Source organism: Microbulbifer sp. CNSA002 (genome assembly GCF_047324085.1).
Lineage (GTDB): Bacteria > Pseudomonadota > Gammaproteobacteria > Pseudomonadales > Cellvibrionaceae > Microbulbifer.
On record NZ_CP172449.1, the window covers coordinates 1,097,142 to 1,117,372 of the forward strand.

General features: G+C 43.5%; 17 protein-coding genes. 2 read left to right on the plus strand and 15 right to left on the minus strand.

Translation table 11 applies throughout. From position 1 onward, the window contains the following. The first annotated feature begins 910 nt into the window (after positions 1 to 910). A complete protein-coding gene (locus ACG1BZ_RS04785) occupies positions 911 to 2,320 on the plus strand; it encodes a YdgA family protein (protein ID WP_413664602.1) in 1,410 nt (469 codons plus the stop codon). Between the two features lie 266 nt (positions 2,321 to 2,586). On the opposite strand, the gene ACG1BZ_RS04790 is transcribed toward ACG1BZ_RS04785, so the two are convergent. The 3 genes from ACG1BZ_RS04790 to ACG1BZ_RS04800 all read right to left on the minus strand — a co-directional run bounded on the left by ACG1BZ_RS04790 (position 2,587) and on the right by ACG1BZ_RS04800 (position 4,714). After that, on the minus strand, positions 2,587 to 2,793 hold the full coding sequence (locus ACG1BZ_RS04790) for a hypothetical protein (RefSeq protein ID WP_413664603.1): 207 nt from the start codon (positions 2,791 to 2,793) through the stop codon (positions 2,587 to 2,589). Between the two features lie 69 nt (positions 2,794 to 2,862). After that, the gene (locus ACG1BZ_RS04795) at positions 2,863 to 3,297 is read right to left on the minus strand and encodes a hypothetical protein (RefSeq protein WP_413664604.1); all 435 of its coding nucleotides are present in this window, start codon (positions 3,295 to 3,297) and stop codon (positions 2,863 to 2,865) included. A gap of 586 nt (positions 3,298 to 3,883) precedes the next feature. Continuing rightward, the gene (locus tag ACG1BZ_RS04800) at positions 3,884 to 4,714 is read right to left on the minus strand and encodes a LysR substrate-binding domain-containing protein (RefSeq protein ID WP_413664605.1); all 831 of its coding nucleotides are present in this window, start codon (positions 4,712 to 4,714) and stop codon (positions 3,884 to 3,886) included. Between the two features lie 192 nt (positions 4,715 to 4,906). Here ACG1BZ_RS04800 and ACG1BZ_RS04805 point away from each other — a divergent pair, with 192 nt between their 5' ends. After that, a complete protein-coding gene (locus tag ACG1BZ_RS04805) occupies positions 4,907 to 5,632 on the plus strand; it encodes an SDR family oxidoreductase (RefSeq protein WP_413664606.1) in 726 nt (241 codons plus the stop codon). A 44-nt stretch (positions 5,633 to 5,676) separates the two neighbouring features. Here the strand turns inward: ACG1BZ_RS04805 and ACG1BZ_RS04810 are convergent, their stop codons facing one another. The 12 genes from ACG1BZ_RS04810 to ACG1BZ_RS04865 form a co-directional block, all read right to left on the minus strand. Continuing rightward, entirely contained in the window at positions 5,677 to 5,910 is a 234-nt protein-coding gene (locus ACG1BZ_RS04810) for a DUF5062 family protein (RefSeq protein ID WP_413664607.1), read from the minus strand. Positions 5,911 to 6,033: 123 nt separating this feature from the next. Continuing rightward, positions 6,034 to 6,360, minus strand: coding sequence for a low molecular weight protein tyrosine phosphatase family protein (locus ACG1BZ_RS04815; RefSeq protein ID WP_413664608.1), 327 nt, complete (start codon positions 6,358 to 6,360; stop codon positions 6,034 to 6,036). A 1,058-nt stretch (positions 6,361 to 7,418) separates the two neighbouring features. Continuing rightward, on the minus strand, positions 7,419 to 7,694 hold the full coding sequence (locus tag ACG1BZ_RS04820; RefSeq protein WP_413664609.1) for a hypothetical protein: 276 nt from the start codon (positions 7,692 to 7,694) through the stop codon (positions 7,419 to 7,421). Positions 7,695 to 7,785: 91 nt separating this feature from the next. Then, entirely contained in the window at positions 7,786 to 8,055 is a 270-nt protein-coding gene (locus ACG1BZ_RS04825; RefSeq protein WP_413664610.1) for a hypothetical protein, read from the minus strand. Positions 8,056 to 8,743: 688 nt separating this feature from the next. After that, positions 8,744 to 9,328 carry a hypothetical protein gene (locus tag ACG1BZ_RS04830; RefSeq protein ID WP_413664611.1) on the minus strand — a complete coding sequence of 195 codons (585 nt, stop codon included), beginning with the start codon at positions 9,326 to 9,328 and terminating at the stop codon, positions 8,744 to 8,746. A gap of 799 nt (positions 9,329 to 10,127) precedes the next feature. Continuing rightward, entirely contained in the window at positions 10,128 to 10,595 is a 468-nt protein-coding gene (locus tag ACG1BZ_RS04835; RefSeq protein WP_413664612.1) for a hypothetical protein, read from the minus strand. Between the two features lie 1,594 nt (positions 10,596 to 12,189). Beyond that, entirely contained in the window at positions 12,190 to 13,440 is a 1,251-nt protein-coding gene (locus ACG1BZ_RS04840; protein ID WP_413664613.1) for a hypothetical protein, read from the minus strand. Positions 13,441 to 14,776: 1,336 nt separating this feature from the next. Beyond that, positions 14,777 to 15,175, minus strand: a complete 399-nt coding sequence (locus tag ACG1BZ_RS04845) for a hypothetical protein (protein WP_413664614.1) — start codon at positions 15,173 to 15,175, stop codon at positions 14,777 to 14,779. 878 nt (positions 15,176 to 16,053) lie between these two features. Further along, on the minus strand, positions 16,054 to 16,539 hold the full coding sequence (locus ACG1BZ_RS04850) for a hypothetical protein (RefSeq protein WP_413664615.1): 486 nt from the start codon (positions 16,537 to 16,539) through the stop codon (positions 16,054 to 16,056). 872 nt (positions 16,540 to 17,411) lie between these two features. Continuing rightward, positions 17,412 to 17,987, minus strand: a complete 576-nt coding sequence (locus ACG1BZ_RS04855) for a hypothetical protein (RefSeq protein WP_413664616.1) — start codon at positions 17,985 to 17,987, stop codon at positions 17,412 to 17,414. 100 nt (positions 17,988 to 18,087) lie between these two features. Further along, positions 18,088 to 18,480, minus strand: a complete 393-nt coding sequence (locus ACG1BZ_RS04860; protein WP_413664617.1) for an SMI1/KNR4 family protein — start codon at positions 18,478 to 18,480, stop codon at positions 18,088 to 18,090. 757 nt (positions 18,481 to 19,237) lie between these two features. Then, on the minus strand, positions 19,238 to 19,882 hold the full coding sequence (locus ACG1BZ_RS04865; protein ID WP_413664618.1) for a hypothetical protein: 645 nt from the start codon (positions 19,880 to 19,882) through the stop codon (positions 19,238 to 19,240). Positions 19,883 to 20,231 lie beyond the last annotated feature (349 nt).

Here is a 20,231-nt window from a genome sequence, read left to right on the forward strand (position 1 = left end):
CAGTCTGGTATACCTGATTCTCTCTTTAAACTTTCAGCTCTAATATATGGGATCCCGGCAAAGAGAGTTGATGATAGACACTTCCCGCTTTACACACTGTTTTTCTTATGAAAATCAGTGTATTTGTGGTCTATTCGTGCATCATCAACTTTCGGCTCTACTCAAATTCTTGGGTTTCTATAACTATTATTACACTAGAGTTAGTGTGCCCCGTAATTCGACAGTTCTCTCTATCTCGCGTGCTTTTCTCAGGGCTAAGTTGTATGTAAAAACCATGAGTGGGCGTTTTATATAGGTATCTGGTACTGGGGTGCTATTTTTTATGGGCAATGAACACGCATCTTTAAGTTTTTTTTGGCTTTCAGGGACGCTTCCCAATTTTTTGGAGAGTCAACTTCCTTATGCAGTTTCTCAACTTTTCTGTTGTGATCTATACCCCATTCCTGGATGCAGGCCGATGATATCTACGGTGGTAATCGTATCTACCATCAGTTGATTAATGATAGCTATCACTCTAACTATGAATGCTGTTAAGAATGCAACAAGGTGTTCTTCACAAGTATTTTCGGAATCTTCTCCCAATATATCCAAGGGGGAGGCGACTATTTAATGGAGCAAAACTTCATCCAGAATTTGATTCACGACTTTCCAAGTACTGCGTAGTAAATTTCTTCCACCATTACCGCGCACCGGTCAAGATAACGTACGCAATAGAATTCATAGAGCTTGCTTTACTTATTGCCATTATAGGTACGCTTGTTTTGTAATTAATATCTATTACGCCTGAAGTCTTTACTAGAAAAGTATACATTTTGACTTACAGTCGTCTGTAAATATGAGATAATGCTGAAAATAACGCTGTCGATAATAGACCTGTCTTCCATCCCATTTGTAAATTGGATTTATCTCAATGAAAAAAGTATTAACAGTATTGCTTCCTGCAGCAGTGCTTACTGGTGTTGTTGCGCCGAAAATTGTTGGCATTCAACTTGAGTCATCCATTGATGAAATAGTTACTGCCGCGAATGAAAATTCGGCATACACGGTTGAAGTAAAAAGCATGGATTCATCCTGGTTTTCAACCCAGACTACCTTTTTGGTAAGCATGGATGTCAGTGCCTTCTCGGATGTATCAGGTGCCCCTGAAATTGATCCTTTTTCTGTAGAAGTAGATTTTAGTGCTTCCCACGGCCCTTTCCGTTTCGGCGAACATGCCGGTTTTGGTTGGCTTGGCTGGACACTAGAAGTTGCCGGTGATCAATTGCGTGAACATTTGGTTTGGGCTGAGGAAGCTCCTTTTTACCAGATTCATGGCAATATGAATGCCTTAGGTGGTTATTACTATAACGATAGCATTACGCCATTTACTACTGATGTTGAGAATCAAAAAGCTCAGTTAACTTTTAGCGGTTTTCAAGGCAAAGGGCAATATCAGGGTGAGCAACTAGCTTACCAGGGGAGTGCCGATAGCCTTACCGTTACTTCCGAGCTAAGGGATTTTAAGGTTGAAAGGTTGACTATGGATATGACCATGCCTTCCTCCCTTGAAGCAATGTTTGAAAGTGCTTTTTATGATTCTGATACAACAATTAATTTTGGTGCCGTAAAGTTTAATGATAGAGAGCAAAACGAAAATATTGACATTGCTGATTTATATATAAAGGCCAGTACTGAACTCAACCCAGAAAATCAGCTGGGGAATATGCAAGTTGCCTATGGAACTAAAAAGGTCGATATAGCTGAATTCCACGGTGAAGATCTGGCCCTTGAGCTTGAGGTCACCAATATCAGCCAGGAATTTTTGAAGTCTTATCAGGACTTTGCCGTCTCACTCAATAAACTACCTACGGAAGAAGCAACTGCTAAGACAATGGAGTTTATGAGTGAAAACTTGCTATCTTTAGTGGCTGGCGAGCCTCAACTGAACATTACCAGCTTACGTGGCACTTTCCCACAAGGCAGCTTTAACAGTAACCTTCATACTAGCTTAGTTGGTATCAGTGCGTTACCGGAGCAACCGCTAGATCCGGCTTTTTGGCTGTCACACACCTTGGTTGACGGAGAGCTAAGTGGCGATAAAGCTGTGATTGAATTTATTGCCGTACAAGTGATGAAAGCCCAATTGAAAAATAACCCTCAAACTCAAGGTATGAGTGAAGAGCAACTGGAGCAAATAGCTGCTCAACAAGTGCCGACCATATTAGAGTCTCTTGAACAGCAAGGTTTGTTAGTGTCTACCAATGACGGCTACATCTCAAATGTCAGCCTGAAAGACAGCGAGCTTAAGGTGAATGAAAAACCTATGCCGCTACCGCTTTAGCAGATATTAGCTGTTTGTGATAGAAGTGGCTTATTTTAAGCCACTTCATACTTTCCTGTCTCAGACTGAGCGTTTATTTCCCTATTAAGGCTGACTATCTGTTTTCTTGTGTTAACGGTTTCGACCATGGCTAAAAACAAGGTTGGATATGGTTTAGCTTTTCTCCATTTGGCATTTTATATATGTATACATTTAACGTTTTGTAAAGCGCGTCCAGCGTAGCGAACCGGACGTAGCTGGGCCCCTCGCTGCAAGTTTTTAACTGGTTATGCACCACTCTTATTGTTCTTTTTTGGCACTAGCCATCCGAATGCGTGGGTGGCCCCAAAGAATAGAATCCCAAAAACTCCAGCATCTATAGCCAGCTTCCTAATATCAAATGACTCGCTAAATAAAAAATACTGAAAATCAAAACTGCTAAAAATAAGCCTGGAAACAACATACGCAACAAAAAATGCTAAAAAATACTTCATATATTTAATCCTTTAATACTCGGTTTTCAATTTTTCTATTGTCTTCGCCATCTATTTACTGCTAATACTTTAAGCGCCGGGTTCATACAGTTGGATGATTTTGTGAGCAATAAAGGCGACTGAATCCTTAAATCTGCTGCTATTTAATAACTCCTTAGCAATATTTCGAAGCTTTCTATTGCTGCCATTTTTAGTAAGCCATTTTACATGCTCAGCTTTTAGAACGCTACGGAGTATAATATACTCTTGGATATAAATATCACCACATAACTTTATTTCTTCAAAGCATTCGCTGACAGAGCTATTTTCGACTTCTCTAGTTAGTTTTTCTCTAAAGTACTTTTTTTGTACTGGCCTTTCTGATGTCTCTCGATATTGTACAATCCAATCAAGTCGACTGTCAGGTAGTATATTAGAGTGGATCAACTTGACAATACGGTTTTCATGTAGATTACATTTATCTGGACCGTTGTCTTTTAATTCAAAAATTGTAGACAGCTCCATTTCACTGAGCGAACGTTTGGACGTTAAAAATCACGAAATCCACTATTTTGATAATGTTCTGAACTTTTATCTTCAGAAGATTTAACCTCATTAAATTGGGTAAGAAAGTATTCTTCCGAGACCACTTCTTTGGATAACCACTCTTCAGCATAAGCTTGCGCTGCCTGATTATAACTGGTGCTCTCGGAACGACCTATTTACTCTTTAGCAGTAAACGTTAGCTGGCTACTGCCATATAAATTCACAGGGAAAAATACCATACTTTTCCAACAAATTAACTTTTATTGGCACTCTATGATGGACTAGCAAGGTCGTAAGGCTTGTTGACTTAAAACGATAGTACTTGAATGAAACTGTGGTGCCAGCTTTTAGGAAAGTTTTTTGGAAGTGAGAGTTAAGGTGTAGATAGGTGCTTGCAGTAACTACAAACTATCTAAAAGTTGGATGCCATAATTATGTATTCCAAATTATCAATCAAATTTCAATTTACATGAAGCCAATAATGATTAGGGTTATCGGTAAAGCTTTATCGTGTCCAGATAGTTGATTGTTGTGAAGCGATACCTTATTTCTCCCCTGACTTACGTTAAACAGTTTGACTTATCTCGCTGAGTATAAAGTTACGAAAAGCCTGTACTCCAAGGTTATCAAGTTTTTCGTATGGGCAGACAAGATAATAAGAGAAGTTGGAATCAATGCTTATATCAAATGGTTTTACGATTCTTCCAGATTTTAAGTCATCCTCGATTAGAGATATTCGGCCCAGTGCAACGCCCTGGCAGTTTTCGACTGCAATTGCGAGAGAGTTACCATCATTCATGACGCTACCTGATCGCGGATCGACATCGTCGACCCCGGCTGCTTTGAGCCACGATGCCCAATCGTCAAAATTATCTTCATGCAGCAAGGTTTGATACTTGAGGTCGGATGGCACTTTCAAAGGATTTTTGCCGTTAAGCAGCGAAGGGTGGCAAATCGGGCTTAAATCGAGCGGCAACGAAAGCCTGGTCACTGAACCTTGCCAGTTTCCGTCACCAGCTCGAATGGAAATATCGACGCCATCGTTAGTGAAATTGGCGAGAGCCAGGGTATGGTGAACATTCAACTGTATATCAGGGTAGGCTCTCCAGAAGTTACCTAACCGCTGTATTAACCATTTGCTGGCAAAACTGGGGGTTACGCTCACGGTTACCACCGGAGATTGACTCTCGGCTTTGATGAGGTGGAGCGCATTTTCGAGTCGATCAAAACATTCACTGGCTTCGGATAACAGCTTTTTCCCAGCATCGGTCAATGAAATCGACTTCCCCGCTCGATGGAACAGTTTTACACCCAGTCTCGACTCCAAATTTCTCACTTGGTGACTGATCGCCGTTTGCGTAACGCTCAACTCCTTCGCAGCATCGGTAAAACTCATATGCCTTGCCGCAGCCTCAAACCCACGCAAGCCGGCCAAAGATGGTAAAGATCGTGTTTTGGTATGAATTAAACTCATAAGTACATGTAATTATATCCTTTTGTTGCCACTTTTAAAGATCGTATATTGATCTCCACCCATGAATTATTTGCACTAGAGGATAGCGTAATGTCCGAAACAAAAGTTGCTATTATGACCGGAACTGGTCAGGGAATTGGTGCCGGCTGCGCCCGCGAAATGGCTAAGGCGGGTTACAAGGTCTCGTTGATGTCCCCTTCCAACCGCAGTGTTGAACTGGCCAAGGAATTAGGTGGCATAGGGCGGCAGGGTTCGGTTCTCGAAACCGCAGATCTGCAGGCAATGGTCGACGATACGATGCAAACCTATGGCCGTATTGACGCCATCGTTAGCAATATGGGCCATGGTGGCGGGGTGCCGGAAGAAATTAAAACAGTAGGGTTCGATCCTGATTTCAACGGCCCCCTGCTTGAGCTAAGCGACGATCTCTGGCATGAGAGCCTCGATATGTACGTGCTCAATGTCGTCAAGCTTGCCCGTATAGTCACGCCGATTTATATCAAGCAGGGAGGAGGGGCATTTGTCAATATTTCTTCAATGAACACGGTTGAGCCGAGAGCGCCTTATCCGATGAGCATGCTGCGTGGCGCTTTACACAGTTTTGCCAAGCTCTATGGTGATCGTTATGCAAGATACAATATTCGCATGAATAATTTAATGCCGGGCTTCTGTGAAAACGTAAACCTGTCGGAGTTTGCCCGCAGATCCATACCCGCACAGCGCACTGCCACATTCGAAGAAATCGGGCAGGCCTGTGTCTTTCTTGCCTCTCATGAAGCCCGATACATCAATGGGCAAAGTATCTTGTCTGATGGTGGCATGAATCGGGCGGTTCGCTAGAAACTAGCGGCTACCTGGTTTAGTTGAAAACCCTATCAGAGCGCTCAGTACTTTGAAGCCCAAATTGCCAACCTATGCATGATTGCCTTCTGTGATATCTTGTCTTCTGGAAGCGGTTGAATTACTTTATCGTGAACTAAAAGACGGTAAATATATTCGAGTTTCTCGTGAGCTGAATCGGTAGCTTCGAACTCGACAACTCCTCGCTTGGTGCCATATGCAGTACCGAGTGCTATAGCCTTTTTCACTAACTCTTTTTCGTTTTTGAGTTTCTTCATTATTATGTCTCAAAGAGGTTGTCGATATTACACGCCTACCGTTTTTAGCAGAAGGGAACTGCGGAACCGCAGGTGTAGTAGTTTTTCAGCTTACCTAAATTTTGTAAGGGCTGAACCTGGACACTAACTCTCTAAGTACGCCCCAGCAACCGATTCTAATTCTTGAACTAACTCTGGGTCCATGTATTTGTATTCATCTGGAATATCTAAGACATGAACTGGCTTATGATCCAGCATTCTAGAGAATTCTGCTATTAGCCTATTTTTATGCTTTTGTTCCATAACAAATATCACGTCAGCCCAGCGAATATCCGCTGAGCTGACTGTTTTTTTAGCCCGCGGGCTGGTACCCGCAGATTTAGCGTTGAAATCAGGGTGTTTTCTCCAAATGGCTTCAGCTGTAGGACTACGCCACTGATTCCGGCTACATATGAATAGGAGATTTCGCATATCTTAATCTTTCTCAGGAAGCTCAGTATTTAGGATTTGAAGCATAGTTCGCTTGGGGTACTCGATTCCTAATTGCCTAGCTCTACGAAGCTTTTCAGAGCGTATATACATCAACTTCCAGTTTTTCTCCGAAATCCACGGCTTTTCAATTCTAGCACTATTCTTATGGGGCTTAGCTTTGGTCTTGGATCTTCTCGCAGCCCTGCTTCTTAAATCATCCATTATTCTTTCCTCTATCAATTATCGAGTTCAGCAGCCGCGATAAAATGGAGAGGGTTCATAATCTTGCGTGTGCTTAACGCCTGGCGCAATGGCGAGGCACACAATGTTGAGTCCGGCAGTGATGGACTCAGCATTGCCGCCACTTGGTACGCCCGGTATAGACGTAAGCTAACAGGGTGAAAGTCCCTTGTAAGAAAATCACCGTTGAATGGGTCCATTAAATGCTAACTACTAGCGAATGGCAACCGCAGCACCGTGAGGTTTTGTGGGGGAGGAAGCTGCTAGCAAAACTACGAGCTGACGAATAGAAATATCCTATACGGCTTAGTCTGGAGGCGAGGTAGCCAAGAATACCGACGCGGAGTGATCTAACGTGTAGAGTAAATAATACAGTAGTGTGGTGACAATTCATGTCCTTATCTGGGGGGGGCTGTGTAACTTACTGCTGTGAGGCTGTCAGCTCATAAGTAGGCCCAACCCGCTAGCAACGATCTCGGGATAGATGAAAGTGGTGGAACACAGCTGCGCCTCGGTCTGTAATGGCTAGGTGATTATACAGAAGCCAGCAGGCCGCATAGTGGTCAAATGCAAGATTAATATCTTTGGCAGAGTTAAGGCCTGAACCTAAATCTACGAGTTAAAAGATTAGGCTAGCCTACCGATATATTTCCAGTTGAATAAATTTGAGGTAGCGTACTTTCATGACACTCAGCTCAGATGAAGGCTGGACAATAATGTTGTCTGGTAGAGATTCATTACGAATCGGGAGTCGTCCATTGCGGACTAGCTCGATGGGTGGTGTGGGGGCCGGTAGCTAGAAACTACTTGCTCCAAATTTATGTTTTTTCACGACTTCCTCTATTTCTAGCAGCTTGACAAGCTAACACTAACATTAATGGAAGCAATGTAAAGTCTACGATTAAAGCAAGCCACCAATAATCCGACAAGTGAAATGTTGGATGTAAATATACTCCACCCAAGCAAATTATACCGCCTATATATGGGGAAAATGATGTACTACCTTTCTTTATCAAAGCACTTAGCCCTGATGCCCAGTTAGAAAGACCAATGACGCTACCAATAATAATCAAGCTTAATGCAAAGGTTTTCATTTTTTCTCGCCATTACACATAATACCCAAAGCAGCACTGCACGTTAGCACGTCCTATCCATAAGGCGCACAGCCTTTATTTGTTAAGTGCTTTACCCTGGGATTTCATTCTTCCACAGGTAGCACTCTAAATTTGTTTTACGTTTAAAGCGTTCAAGTACATTTGCACTAATATGCCAGCGCCTACAGATTACCAATAATTTAATTATGGCTTCATCTGAAGGTGATTGGTTAAAGCTGATAGTGAGTTCCATTCCATGGCCTCGTACTTGTTTGTAGTCAGGAAGCTCATAGATACAGGAAAAGAAAATATTTTCATCTTCTTGATCGTAGAAAGTTGGCCCATCAATCGTAATATCCATGCGTACACCTAACGCTTTTAGCACGAGTAAGGCTGAAGCGCAGCGCCAATTTCGTCGGCTTGCCTACGCTCGGTATGCCCAGCACGGGCGTGAACTAAAGGGGTGAAAGACCCCGATAGGAAAATCACCAATCAATGGGCGCCATTAAATGCTAACTATTAACTAATGGCAACTGCAACACCAACACCTCAAAGTCTTGTGTGGAGGAAGCGGCTAGCAAAGCTACGGGCTGATGAACAGATACATCCTAAAAGACTTAGCCTGGAAGCGAAGTGGTTAAGGACATCGAAGATGGGTGATCTAACGGGTAGAGTCAATGATGCGGTTGTGTAGTGAAAGTCAAGGTTCTTATCGGAGGAGATTTATTTGTCTTGCTGGGGGAGGTTGTCAGCATGGCCGCAGACTCATAATTAGGCACAACCCGATAGCCACCAACGTGGAGATAGAAAGAATGGAGGAGCACAGCTGCGCCTCGGTCAGCTATCGCCAAGGTGAATAAACAGACGTTAGCCTACCGATAAGTTGCCAGTTGGATATAGTTGGGGCAGTCGTACTGCTATGACACTCAACTTGAGTGAAGTGCTGCTCGATACTATCGATAGGTAGTGGTTCATTACTGATAGGGGACTGTTCATTGCGGACCCGCAAAATGGTTGGCAGCTTAAAGCTGCCAACTACTCGATATAGTCTATTTCTTGACTTTGTGTACCCTTATTATCTCGCCTGTTTCAGCATTCTTTACTATAAACTTCAAAGGCTCAAAATGTTTCTCTTCTTGCATACATTTAATATATTTATCCTGAAGGCTATTAATAGTCTTAATTTCAGTCGGCTTCTCCAGAGTCATATATTCTTTCGTATAATCTTCATATGTTTTGGGGTTACCCTTAGACTGATAAGAGGGGGTATCACTTTTAATTGGAATAGATAAAGCTGCACTGGCCAAATTAAATGATCCATTAATGCCTAAACCTCGAGATGATCTATTTTTAATATATTCAGACATGTGTTTAGTGGATATTCCGTTTAGCTTTGAGCGATCATATACTAATATATCATTAATTTTGACCCCGTCATCATAAACAGTATTTTCACACTCTTTCTGGGCCTTTAAATATTCTGGGTGTTTACTGGTCACCTCTCCAAATACAGGATTGAATTGTATAGTTTCATATGTTTTTTTTACTGGTTTAAATGATTTTTTCAACTCGGTTGAAGCACACCCAGCTAGCCCCAGAAAGGGTATTACTAACACCATATTCCTAATAATCACAACTCTTCAATCTCCTGAGATATCATGCCCTGTACAAGGGCAGGCAGATAAGCGCAGCCTTTTGGCTGTACCAGCGATCAAGGGGAGCGATTGGTACAGCATGGACGCGGACTAATGGGTGAAAGTCCCTTATAGGAAAATCACCATTTAATGGGCGCCATTAAATGCTAACTACTAGCGAATGACAACTGCAGTACCGTGAGGTCTTGTGGGGAGGAAGCCGCTAGCAAAACTACGAGCTGACAAACGGAAACATCTTATAAGGTTTAGCCTGGAGGCGAGGTAGCCAAGGGCAGCGAAACTATTTGACCTAACGAGTAGGGTAAATGATGCGGTTGTGTAGTGAAAGTTCACGTTCTTATCTGGGGAGGCCCGTTTAGATTGCTGCTGTGAAACTGTAAGCATGGCCGCTGACTCATAACCGGGCCCAACCCGCTAGCCACCATCGTGGGGATAGACAAAAGTACTGGGACATATCAGTGCCGCGGTTAGTAATTGACTAAGCTGATTAAACAGAAGCCAGCCTACGGCATAGTAGCTTAATACCTTGGACAGGTTGAGGGCCTGAACCCAAAATCCACGAGTTAAAAGATAGGGCTAGCCTACCGGCATGTTTCCCATCCGGATAAAGTTGAGGTGGCGCACTGCCATGACACTCAACTCAAGTGAAGATCTGCTTGGCACTATCGCTGGGTAGAGATTCATTACGGATGGGGAACCACCCATTGCGGACCCGTACGATGGATGGTATGGGGCGGTAGCTAGAAACTACCGGCTACCGACTTGTAAAACTGCATCGCTATGAAAAATATGTCGCTTTTATTTCAGAAGGTACCAAAGAACTCCATTGTTTCTCGAATTCTGCCTCTTCGCTTTCTTCAACACCACATTCGTAGTCCAAGGAAGAATTAAACCGCTGTTCCTCTTTTGTCAGTATGTAATAGGCTGACGTGCCATATTCATCCCTGATTCTCGCGTAGATCTCTATTCCACGTGCGTTTTTAGCTAAGACATCTACAACGGGCATCCACTCATCACCAAATATGGATATAGAAGCAATTCCATTCCCACGCTGGATCCCCTCATGATAAAATGAATTGCCCTTGCAGTACTCAAGCTTATAATGACTATCTTTCAATTGTCCCAATCCTAAAGCCAAGAATAGACTTTCCATTGAGGCCCACTCGATACTTTCATCGTCAGCCTTAATAAGATCAACTATAGAATCATCACCTTTTATTACTACGGTTCCCCATGCTTCAGCCATTTAAATCTCCTATTTTTGATGGTTTTTATAACGCCTAGGATAACGGGCGGAGGTGCGTTAGCACCGGAGTCCAGCCCGTAGGGCATTTTTGACGGTATTAGTACGCCCAGTAAGCGCGTAGACTAATGGGGTGAAAGTCCCCTATAGGAAAATCACCGTTTAATGGGCGCCATTAAATGCTAACTACCAGCGAATGGCAACTGCAATACCATGAGGTCTTGTGGGGAGGAGGCCGCTAGCAAAATTACGAGCTGATGAACAGAAGTAGTTTATAAGACTTAGCATGGAGGCGAGGTGGCCAAGGACACCCAGCCGAGTGATCTAGTGGAAAGAGTTAGTGATGCAGTCGTGTAGTGAAAGTTCACGCTCCTATCTGGGAAGATCTGTTTAACCTACTGTAGTTAACCCTCAGTGTACTTAGTTGATATCGTTATGTGATATATTCATTCCGGATTGGGAGTTACCCATTGCAGTCTCCCATGATGGGGGGCCAGTAGCTAGAAACTACCGACTATCCCATTCATGTGGCCGTTATGGATTTACACACTGTATACTCCACAATCTACCTGAATTCACTTTGGGTTGCCGGCCACTAGAAACCATAACCAACTCTATAGCTTTGGGTATATATGTATATCCAGATTTACAGAGCTCTTGGGATCGCCTATGCAGATAATATACATACAATTCTTCTTTAGTATTTTCGTACCCCCACACTTCAATATCGTAGCGACCGCCGCCTAAGTCTTTCTCTTTGTAGCCTGGAGTATCATCCCCGTAGTTATCCTTCGAGATTGAGGTATATGGGATATTATTCGTACAAGATATATAAAGAATAGAACTCAATAGTACCGATAATTTCTTCAGCATATATACTTCCACATAACGATTTTATCACTGGTAGCTGGAGCGTAGAGTGATTGTCCAGCCCCAAAGGGGCGAAGCTTCCAGCATCGGCGTGAACTAATGGGGTGAAAGTCCCCTATAGGAAAATCACCGTTTAATGGGCGCCATTAAATGCTAACTACCAGCGAATGGCAACTGCAATACAGTGAGGTCTTGTTGAGAGGAAACCGCGGGTAGGGCCACGAGCTGATAAGCAGAAACACCCTATAAGACTGAACTCGGAGGCTAGGTGCCCATGGACACTGTAGCGCCTCGGTCAGTAATGGCCTAGAAGATTAAACAGAATTGAGCCGACGGCATAGTAGCCTAATACCAAGATGAATACCTTGGGCAGGGGGAGGCCCTGCACCCAAAATCCACGGGTTAAAAGACAGGGCTAGCCTACCAATATATTGCCAGTCGGATAAAGTTGAGGTAGCGCAATACTATGACATTTAACTCAATTGAAGCGCTACTCGAGACAATCATTGGGTAGAGATTCATTGTGGGCAGGAAACTTCCCATTACGGGCCCGCATGATAAGTGGTGTGGGTGCCGGTAGCTAGAAACTACCGGATACCCGATTTGGGCATTGCACTCGTTTACAAAGCAGTGTTCGACCCATTCATTTTTCGGTATTTAATATCCTGGAGTTCATCTCATTTTTAATGCCAGAGATCTTTGGTGGGACAGTTCTTGCGTGGTGCGATCACCGCTCAGTAAGAGAAGGAGCTTCTCCCAATTGGTACATCAGCGCTCTGAAAGTTCCTGGATAATACCGTGCCTCAATATCATTCTTGCGATGAGACTTAGGGATATTTTCACCAAATGGAGAATGTTCTTCAGTGAAGGACTTCTTAGGGGTCTTAACTCCTCGTACCTTCATCTCTCTAAGGATGCCAAGATTAACCAGGGCTTTGTTAACCTTAATCGCTGAGATATTATAGCCACCGCCTTTGAGTGCGTTTGATAGCGCTACAAGGTGCCCTTCGAGTTGATCGGCATGTTCAAACTCAACGTTTGCATTGTTATCATCTTCTAACACCAAGGCAGGCTCTATGTCAAACAGGCGGGAAAAAGCGGTATTGATAAACTTGTAAAGATCACTCTGTTGGTAGCGCTTCATAATAGCCTGCCGTTCTTCCACCGATAGCTCTCGCCTCAGGTTGAACTGCAGATGCACGCCGCTATCACTGACAATCTTGATCTCGTTACCAGCGCCTTCATAACCACTATCTGAAATATCGAAAAGTTCTACATTTGGTAACAATAGGTCCTGGATCAAGCGCTTCACGTACTGCCCCTTTTTTGACGCAATACTGATATAGCCGCACTTCTGTAGACCGTTCCCGTAAATAGCAGTCAAAATGTTTTCGAGTGAACTTGGAGTGTAGTTACCATCGGCCCCGTCTGACCAATAGTACATAGTGAGTTCTTCGACAGTGAGACCACCGTAATCTAACCAGTGCTTAACTAGGTTAGCTTGTTGCTGTTCAGATAGACACTTACCCGTATACAGCTTATTTTCAGCCGGCAAAAGCGCATAAATATTGTAATTGAACGTACAGCCCTCGCCCAAATTTGGGGCCTGTTCCCAGCTTTCAGGCCAGGTTAGTCTCAGATGGTCAGGCTCTTCGTCCTCAGCGAAGGCGCTTAAGGACCTCTCCACTTGGCAGTCGCGATAACGCAGGTCCATAGGCTCAAGTATTTTATCAATCGTGGCTTTTATCTGATCAGCAATCTTGAAGGCGTCACCTTCAAAATCCAGAAATGCATAGATGCCGCCTTTGTCGCAGTGCCAGGAGCACATGGTGCAGATCTCACTCAATTCACTGAGCCCTAAACTAAACTCATCAAGTGTCACATCAATAGTGGTAGTCTCACCGCAGTATAGTGGCACCAGGCTAAGAAAGAATGACTCTGCTTCCTGAGCCGTGTCAAAGAAATACGTTAATCTCATTATTCCTCCATGTACGTTCATATGAGAATGGGGTTAGCCTTTTGTGTAGCTCCGTCGCCGTATCTAAGCTTGTCGGCCTGGCCCCTTGATTAATACCAAGGGCCTGATGCCCGTAACACGGGCGAGGAGCGCAGCGACGAGTCCAGCCCGATTGTGGGCGACCGTGCTTGAAATTATTATATTGTGCATGCAGCTGCAGCTCACTGCTGAATTTAATAATCTAACCAGCCTTCACCTGTACATCATTTCAAACTTGGCCATTATTGGTGATGGCAGCGATTTGACAGCTATTTTAAGTTCGCCTTCTTACAGTATATTTAGAACTTCGCCACATACTGAGATGTGATTTTGACCTGAAATCTGATTGATGTTATGTGCGGTTGCTCCCTTCATGACAGATAGCACGGAAGCAAGCCAAACGTTTAATACTTCCATTCTTGGGGACATCAAGGTGCTCATCCTCATCACTAATAGATATCAAAACACGATGCCGATTCCATCAGCCCAAAATGGATAAAAAATTCTTTGTAGTATGCTCCCTCATGTTGGTTACATTACCTCGGATTAACATATCTCTCCTGGAATATAACGCCTAAATCAGGTGCCACGGTAGGAGTCACATGGATTTACTTAGTACACCCAGCTTGGATATGAACTAATGGGGTAAAAGTCCACTGTAGGAAAATCACCATTTAATGGGCGCCATTAAATGATAACTGCTAGCGAATGGCAACTGTAACACCGTGAGATCTTGTGGGGATGAAGCCGCTATTAAAGCTATGAACTGAGGAACAGAAATATCCTATGAGGCTTCGCCTGTAGGCGAGGTGGGTAGGTCACCGAAGCCTTGTGAGCTAATAGGTAGAGTCATGATGCAGTTGGGTAGTGGAAGTTCATGCTTTTCTCGGGGGAGGTCTGATAAGCATACTGCTATGAAGCCGTCCGCGTAGCTGCTAACTCATAAGTAGGCCCAGCTCGCGAGCCACTATCGCAATGGATATAAAATTTAGCGGCGACTCGGTCGTAATGACAAAGGTGGTTAAACATAAGTCAGCCGGCGGCATAGTAGCTTAATGCCAGGACTAATACCTTAGATATGGTGAAGTCCTGAACCCAAAATCCACGCGTTAAAAGATAGGACTAGCCTGCCAATATGTTGCCAGCCGGATAAAGTTGAGGTAATGCACTGTCATGATACTCAGCTCAAATGAAGTGCTGCACGATATTGTTGTTGAGTAGAGATTCATCAGGGATAGGGCACGGCCCATTGCGGACCAGCACGATGGGTGGTGTGAGGCCGGTAGCTAAAAACTAGGGCCTACCTGATTTATAGCCATCAGCTTAACACCTCCAGACTACCTTTTTGGGTGTCTAAGCGATGTATTTTTAAGTTATCTTTTTTGGTAAGTGCATTAAATCGGACATATTTACAATCATCTTCAGAGCTCTGGTATATACCCTCAGTCCAAGTAATGTCATCAGGCTCGTTAAATAGCTCAGTTGCTTGGTTAGTTTCGATGTAAAATATTGTTATTCCACATCCTGCTACTACAATGAAACTTCCATCGCATGATATTACAGCTGAATCTGGATCGCCGTAGATCCAAGCTATACATTGATCCTCTTCTTCATGCTCGACTAGATTTCTACAAGTAGACTTATTTTTTAAATACACAGACTCGAAGATGGAATAGACTTTGTAGTCTTTTGTTTCTGCAAGATATCTAATACTCAAAAGAATCTATCCGTGGTTATTGTGTCCGCAACAGCGGACGACAGTACAGAATACAATCCAAGACCAATGAAGCTACCGAAAAATTGACGAACTCTACCAGTAAACATGCAGGCAAATGAAATGCTTAAACAAGCACTGGCGAAGACATAGAAGCCGATTACTTTATCAGTTGGTGGTGCAGAGATAATCATTACAAGGCCAAATGCTCCTGATCCACAGCCAAGTAGTATGGGTGTAAATGAGCTCAGCCCCTCATTGATGATTTCCTCACATGCTCGATACTTAGTCTATAGCCTTAACGCTTTTAGCATCTGCGCCGTAGGCGTCGGCTGCCTAAACTTGGTACGCCCAGTATGGGAGCGAAGTAATGAGGTGAAAGTCCCCTTTAGGAAGATCACCGCCGAATGGGGTCCATTAAATGCTAACTACTAGCGAATGGCAACTGTAACACCGTGAGGTTTTGTGGGGATGAAGCCGCTAGTAAAGCCATGAGCTGACGTACAGAAAGATTATAAAAGGCTTAGCCTGGATACGAGGTGGTCAAGGACAGCGAAGCCGGGTGATCTAACGGGTAGTGTCAATGATGCAGCTATGTAGTGAAAGTTCACGTTTTTATCTAGCGAGATCTGTTTAGCTTACTGCTGTGAAGCTGTCCGTGTAGCCGTTGACTCATAAGTAGGCTCAATACGCTATTTACCGTCTCAGGGAAGGAAAGAGGTAGTAGAACAAAGTAGCGCTTCGGTCAGTGATTGGCAAAGTAATTAAACAGAAAAATGAAGAGCTGCTCGACACTTGCGTTGAACAGAGATTCATTACGGATAGCGCACCGCTCAAATCGGACCCGTACAATGAGTGGTGTGGGGGCCGGCGGCTAGAAACTACCGACTACCTGGTTTAAATGTTGATGCGACACGTACTTTGTCCAGCTGTTTTTCCACACTATAAGTGTAAATTCTTGGCTTCCCGTTGGGAAAATATGATCGCACCACATAATCAGATCCTCTACCGGCTTCTACGATCTTTTGATAAAACTCTACATCTTCCTCTTTTTCCATATCTAGAATTTGATCAAATAGCGGGCCAGAGTGAGCCATACCAAATTGATATAGTCCGATTTTATCTTTTGTAAGATAAACTAAATGTTCCTTATCAATACTATAGGTAAAGCTACAATAAGTACGATTCTGTGATACCTCTACGACCTCATTTTTTTTAATATTCCCTTTAAATGGCTCAATTACGAGATACTTATAGATTCTTACACCCCCCTTTTCTCGAGCTGTTCGTGCCGTAGTTTCGGCTTGTATCAAGTACCCTCGAAAAGCAATATCACTCGACGCTAAATTCGATTCATAGATTGACATACCCTCATACTCCTTCAGCATGGAGGGAGCAATTTTCATACATGCATAAACATTTTCTGATATAGCCGACAGCAATAGTAAGAGTAATGGAGCGTATTGCATTATTTCACTTAACGTCTCAATAATGGACCGGAGCACCTAATGCAGAGATCCGGGTAGCATTGATTAACTTGCTACACCCAGCATAGGCGTGTGCTAATGGGGTGAAAGTCCCCTGTAGGAAGATCACCATTTAATGTGTTCCATTAAATGATAACTACTAGCGAATGGCAACTGCAGCACCGAGAGGCCTTGTGGGGAGGAGGCCGCTAGTAGAGTTATGAGCTGACGTACAGAAATATCATACAAAGCTTAGCCTGGATGCGAGATGGCCAAGGACATCGAAGCCGGGTGATCTAATGGATAGATTCAATAGTGTAGTTGGGTAGTGAAGGTTCACATTCTTATCTGGAGAGATCGATTGAGCTTGCTGCTGTCAACTTGGTCGCTGACTCATAAATAGGCCCAATTCGCTAGCCACCATCGCAGGGATAGAGAAAAAGGGTGGAGCACGGCAGCGTTTCGGTTATTTATAACCGAGATGATTAAACAGAAGTCAGCCGATGGCATAGTAGCCTAATGCCAAGATTAATACCTTGGACAGAGGGAAGGCCTGAACCTAAATCCACAAGTTTAAAGGAAATGCTAGGCTACTGATATATGTCCAGTTGGATAACGCTGAGGTAGCGCGTTGCCATGACACTCTACTCAAATGAAGAGCTGCTCGGCTCTATCGTTGGGCGGGGATACATTGCGGATAGGTAAACGCTCATCGCGTACTCGCACGATGGCTGGTGTGGTAGCCGGAAGCTAGAAACTACCGGCTACCCAATTTAAGCGTCACCCCTGAACCTACGACTATTGGCCATTTGCCTTGCAATATTACGTACTCGCTTATTGGCGCCATTTTCCGCCAACCACCTGACATGATCTAATTTAACATCAGGAAGATCCAGTACATACTCATGCACTGTAGTATCTGTTGACGATTTTACTTCATCAAACGCTAGCTCAATACCAATTGAACGAATTTTTTGACGCAATGCAAACCTTTGATATACCTTCTGTATCGGTTTTTCTAAAATCTCATTATGGTGCGCAATTTTAACAAACTGTTCATCGGTTAGCAGACCCGATTGAATCAGCTCAATTACTCTATTTATATGAAGATCGATATCGTCAGGACCACGATCTTCAAGCGAAAATATATTTTCTACCTCATCGTCTGATAGTGTGCTTTTTCCACGAATATAGTTGAGAAATCCACCCCACCTATAATGCTCTGCATTTTGGTCCTCACTATTATTTATCTCGTGGTACTGCAAGGCTAGAAATTCCTCAGAGATGATACCGCTATCGATCCATTCCTGCGTATACCCTAGCCTTTCCATTGCCTCTTCTGTACTCATATCTTTTCGCTTAACGCCTCAATAGCGGCAGCAATGTGGCGAAGCCACGTTTTTAGCTGTCCGGCCACGTAGGCGCGAAGTTGATCGGTTTGTTAAGTATTTACACATTGCTTGCTACCCATTCTTTAAAAGACGGACAAATCTCTTTGAAGTGGCCTTTAGGGCCCACCTCTGGATCATAACCTGTTGGATCGAATTCAATGACTTTATTATTTTGGCAAGTAGAATCTATGCAATAGTGGATTGCACACCCAATATGAATAAATGGAACTAGTTCCGTTGGCCAAATCCAGTTGGGGTCATCAGAGTCTCCAGAACATAAACTCTGATATAGACTCAAGATCGAATCATCTAAGTCGTTTTTGTGGCCAGTAATAATTCCGAGCATGCCATGTTCAGGGCCAAAACCTTCTTTCCCTTTTTCTTTGTAGAGTTCAATTAAAGATACAGGGAGTTCTATCCCTGTTATTACTTTGAACTCTCTAGCTTCCATTTCGATACTCATAACTTGAGCTGATGCTTAACGCCCAAAGCAGACGCACAGGCTCTTCAGCGTCGTTCTGCCTTTTCTTGGTACGCCCAGCAAGGGCGTAGACTAGTGGGGTGAAAGTTCACTGTACGAGGATTACCATTTCATGGGTTCTATTAAATTCTAACTACTAGCGATTGGCAACTGCAATACCGTGTAGTCTTTTGGGAAGGAAGCCACTAGCAAAACTATGAGGTGAGGAACAGAAACATCATAAAAGGCTTAGGCTGGATGCGAGGTGGCCAAGGACACCGAAGCCGGGTGATCTAACGGGTGGAGTAAATGATGTAGCTGTGTAGTGAAAGTTCACGTTCTTATCTGGGGAAATCTGATTAGCTTGAAGCTGTCAGCGTGGTCGCTGCCTCATAAGTAAGCCCAACCTGGGTGGGGATAGAAAAAAGTGGCGCAACACAGCAGCGTCTGGATAAGTAATGACCAGGGTTATTCCACAGAAGTCATAGACTAATACCAATTTGAATACCTTGGACATATTGAAGGTCTGGACTTATACTCACGGGTTATAAGGCAGAACTAGCTTACCGATATGTTTCCAGTCGGATGTATAGTTGAGGTAGCGCATTGCCATGACACTTAACTCAAATGAAGAGCTGCTCGATACTATCGCTGGGTAGAGATTCATTACGGATAGGAAAGCGTCCATTACGGGCTTACACGATGAGTGGTGTGAGGGTCGGTAGCTAGAAACTACCGACTACCCGATTTATAGCTTTATCACAAATTTGTCAGACTCTAGATTCTTCGAGGCAAGGTTAAAAACTTTGTAGCGAAGTTCATTTGACACTTGAACAAGCAAGCCCAGCGTCTGTTTATCTGAGAAATACTCGTACTGGATGATTTTGTTTAATCCAGTATCAAGGCACTCAAGGGTTGTTCCATCGGTGGCGCTGACACAAGCACTTATCCCTTCAGATTCAGGAATAATCTCCACATATATGTAGTCGGACGTCGATTCATTTGTTTGACTATCATATGTTTTAAGAACGCGATGTTCAATAATTTGAGAGTTATTGTTCGGAAGTAACCATATAGGTTCCTCCCTGATTTGACTTAAGAAAAGCAGGTTTCGAAGGGTTCGGCTATACCCCCCAGACTTTAAAACGCCATCACGCTTTGAATAGACACGTATATACTGGATTCCTTTGTCTCGAATTGTTTCTACATCTGAAAGCTCGATTACTTCTTTAGTTTCTTTGTCAGGAGTAGCAATTTCTACCGCATTTCTCCTTGTACTTTTCGTTATCTCTTGAAAGATAAAAAACGCCCCAATTAATGAACTAATCAATAATAGTAGAAAGAGTATTGAGTTAACTCTGTTGATTGTTAGAAATATCTTATTGCTTTCCATATCTATCCTTGGCTATAACGACTACAACAGGGACGGCTGGAGCATAGCGTCGTTCGTCCTGCTAAGGGTCAAAGGCCCGAAGTAACCTGCTTGTACATGGTATGCCCAGCATGGGCATGAACTAATGGGGTGAAAGTCCCCTTTAGGAAGATCACCGTTTAATGGTTTCCGTTAAATGCTAACTACTGGCGAATGGCAACTGCAGCGCCGCGAGGTCTTTTGGGGAGGAAGCGGCTAACAAAACTACGAGTTGACGAACAGAAATATACCATAAAGCTTAGTCTGGAAGCGAGGTACCAAGGATATCGAAGTTATGTGATCTAACGAGTAGGGTAGATGATGCAGTTGT

Bases quoted from the DNA above. Each gene is read 5' to 3' on its own strand.
- ACG1BZ_RS04785 (WP_413664602.1), top strand. From the start codon at position 911: ATGAAAAAAGTATTAACAGTATTGCTTCCTGCAGCAGTGCTTACTGGT.
- ACG1BZ_RS04790 (WP_413664603.1), bottom strand. From the start codon at position 2,793: ATGAAGTATTTTTTAGCATTTTTTGTTGCGTATGTTGTTTCCAGGCTT.
- ACG1BZ_RS04795 (WP_413664604.1), bottom strand. From the start codon at position 3,297: ATGGAGCTGTCTACAATTTTTGAATTAAAAGACAACGGTCCAGATAAA.
- ACG1BZ_RS04800 (WP_413664605.1), bottom strand. From the start codon at position 4,714: ATGAGTTTTACCGATGCTGCGAAGGAGTTGAGCGTTACGCAAACGGCG.
- ACG1BZ_RS04805 (WP_413664606.1), top strand. From the start codon at position 4,907: ATGACCGGAACTGGTCAGGGAATTGGTGCCGGCTGCGCCCGCGAAATG.
- ACG1BZ_RS04810 (WP_413664607.1), bottom strand. From the start codon at position 5,910: ATGAAGAAACTCAAAAACGAAAAAGAGTTAGTGAAAAAGGCTATAGCA.
- ACG1BZ_RS04815 (WP_413664608.1), bottom strand. From the start codon at position 6,360: ATGCGAAATCTCCTATTCATATGTAGCCGGAATCAGTGGCGTAGTCCT.
- ACG1BZ_RS04820 (WP_413664609.1), bottom strand. From the start codon at position 7,694: ATGAAAACCTTTGCATTAAGCTTGATTATTATTGGTAGCGTCATTGGT.
- ACG1BZ_RS04825 (WP_413664610.1), bottom strand. From the start codon at position 8,055: ATGGATATTACGATTGATGGGCCAACTTTCTACGATCAAGAAGATGAA.
- ACG1BZ_RS04835 (WP_413664612.1), bottom strand. From the start codon at position 10,595: ATGGCTGAAGCATGGGGAACCGTAGTAATAAAAGGTGATGATTCTATA.
- ACG1BZ_RS04840 (WP_413664613.1), bottom strand. From the start codon at position 13,440: ATGAGATTAACGTATTTCTTTGACACGGCTCAGGAAGCAGAGTCATTC.
- ACG1BZ_RS04850 (WP_413664615.1), bottom strand. From the start codon at position 16,539: ATGTCAATCTATGAATCGAATTTAGCGTCGAGTGATATTGCTTTTCGA.
- ACG1BZ_RS04855 (WP_413664616.1), bottom strand. From the start codon at position 17,987: ATGAGTACAGAAGAGGCAATGGAAAGGCTAGGGTATACGCAGGAATGG.
- ACG1BZ_RS04860 (WP_413664617.1), bottom strand. From the start codon at position 18,480: ATGGAAGCTAGAGAGTTCAAAGTAATAACAGGGATAGAACTCCCTGTA.
- ACG1BZ_RS04865 (WP_413664618.1), bottom strand. From the start codon at position 19,882: ATGGAAAGCAATAAGATATTTCTAACAATCAACAGAGTTAACTCAATA.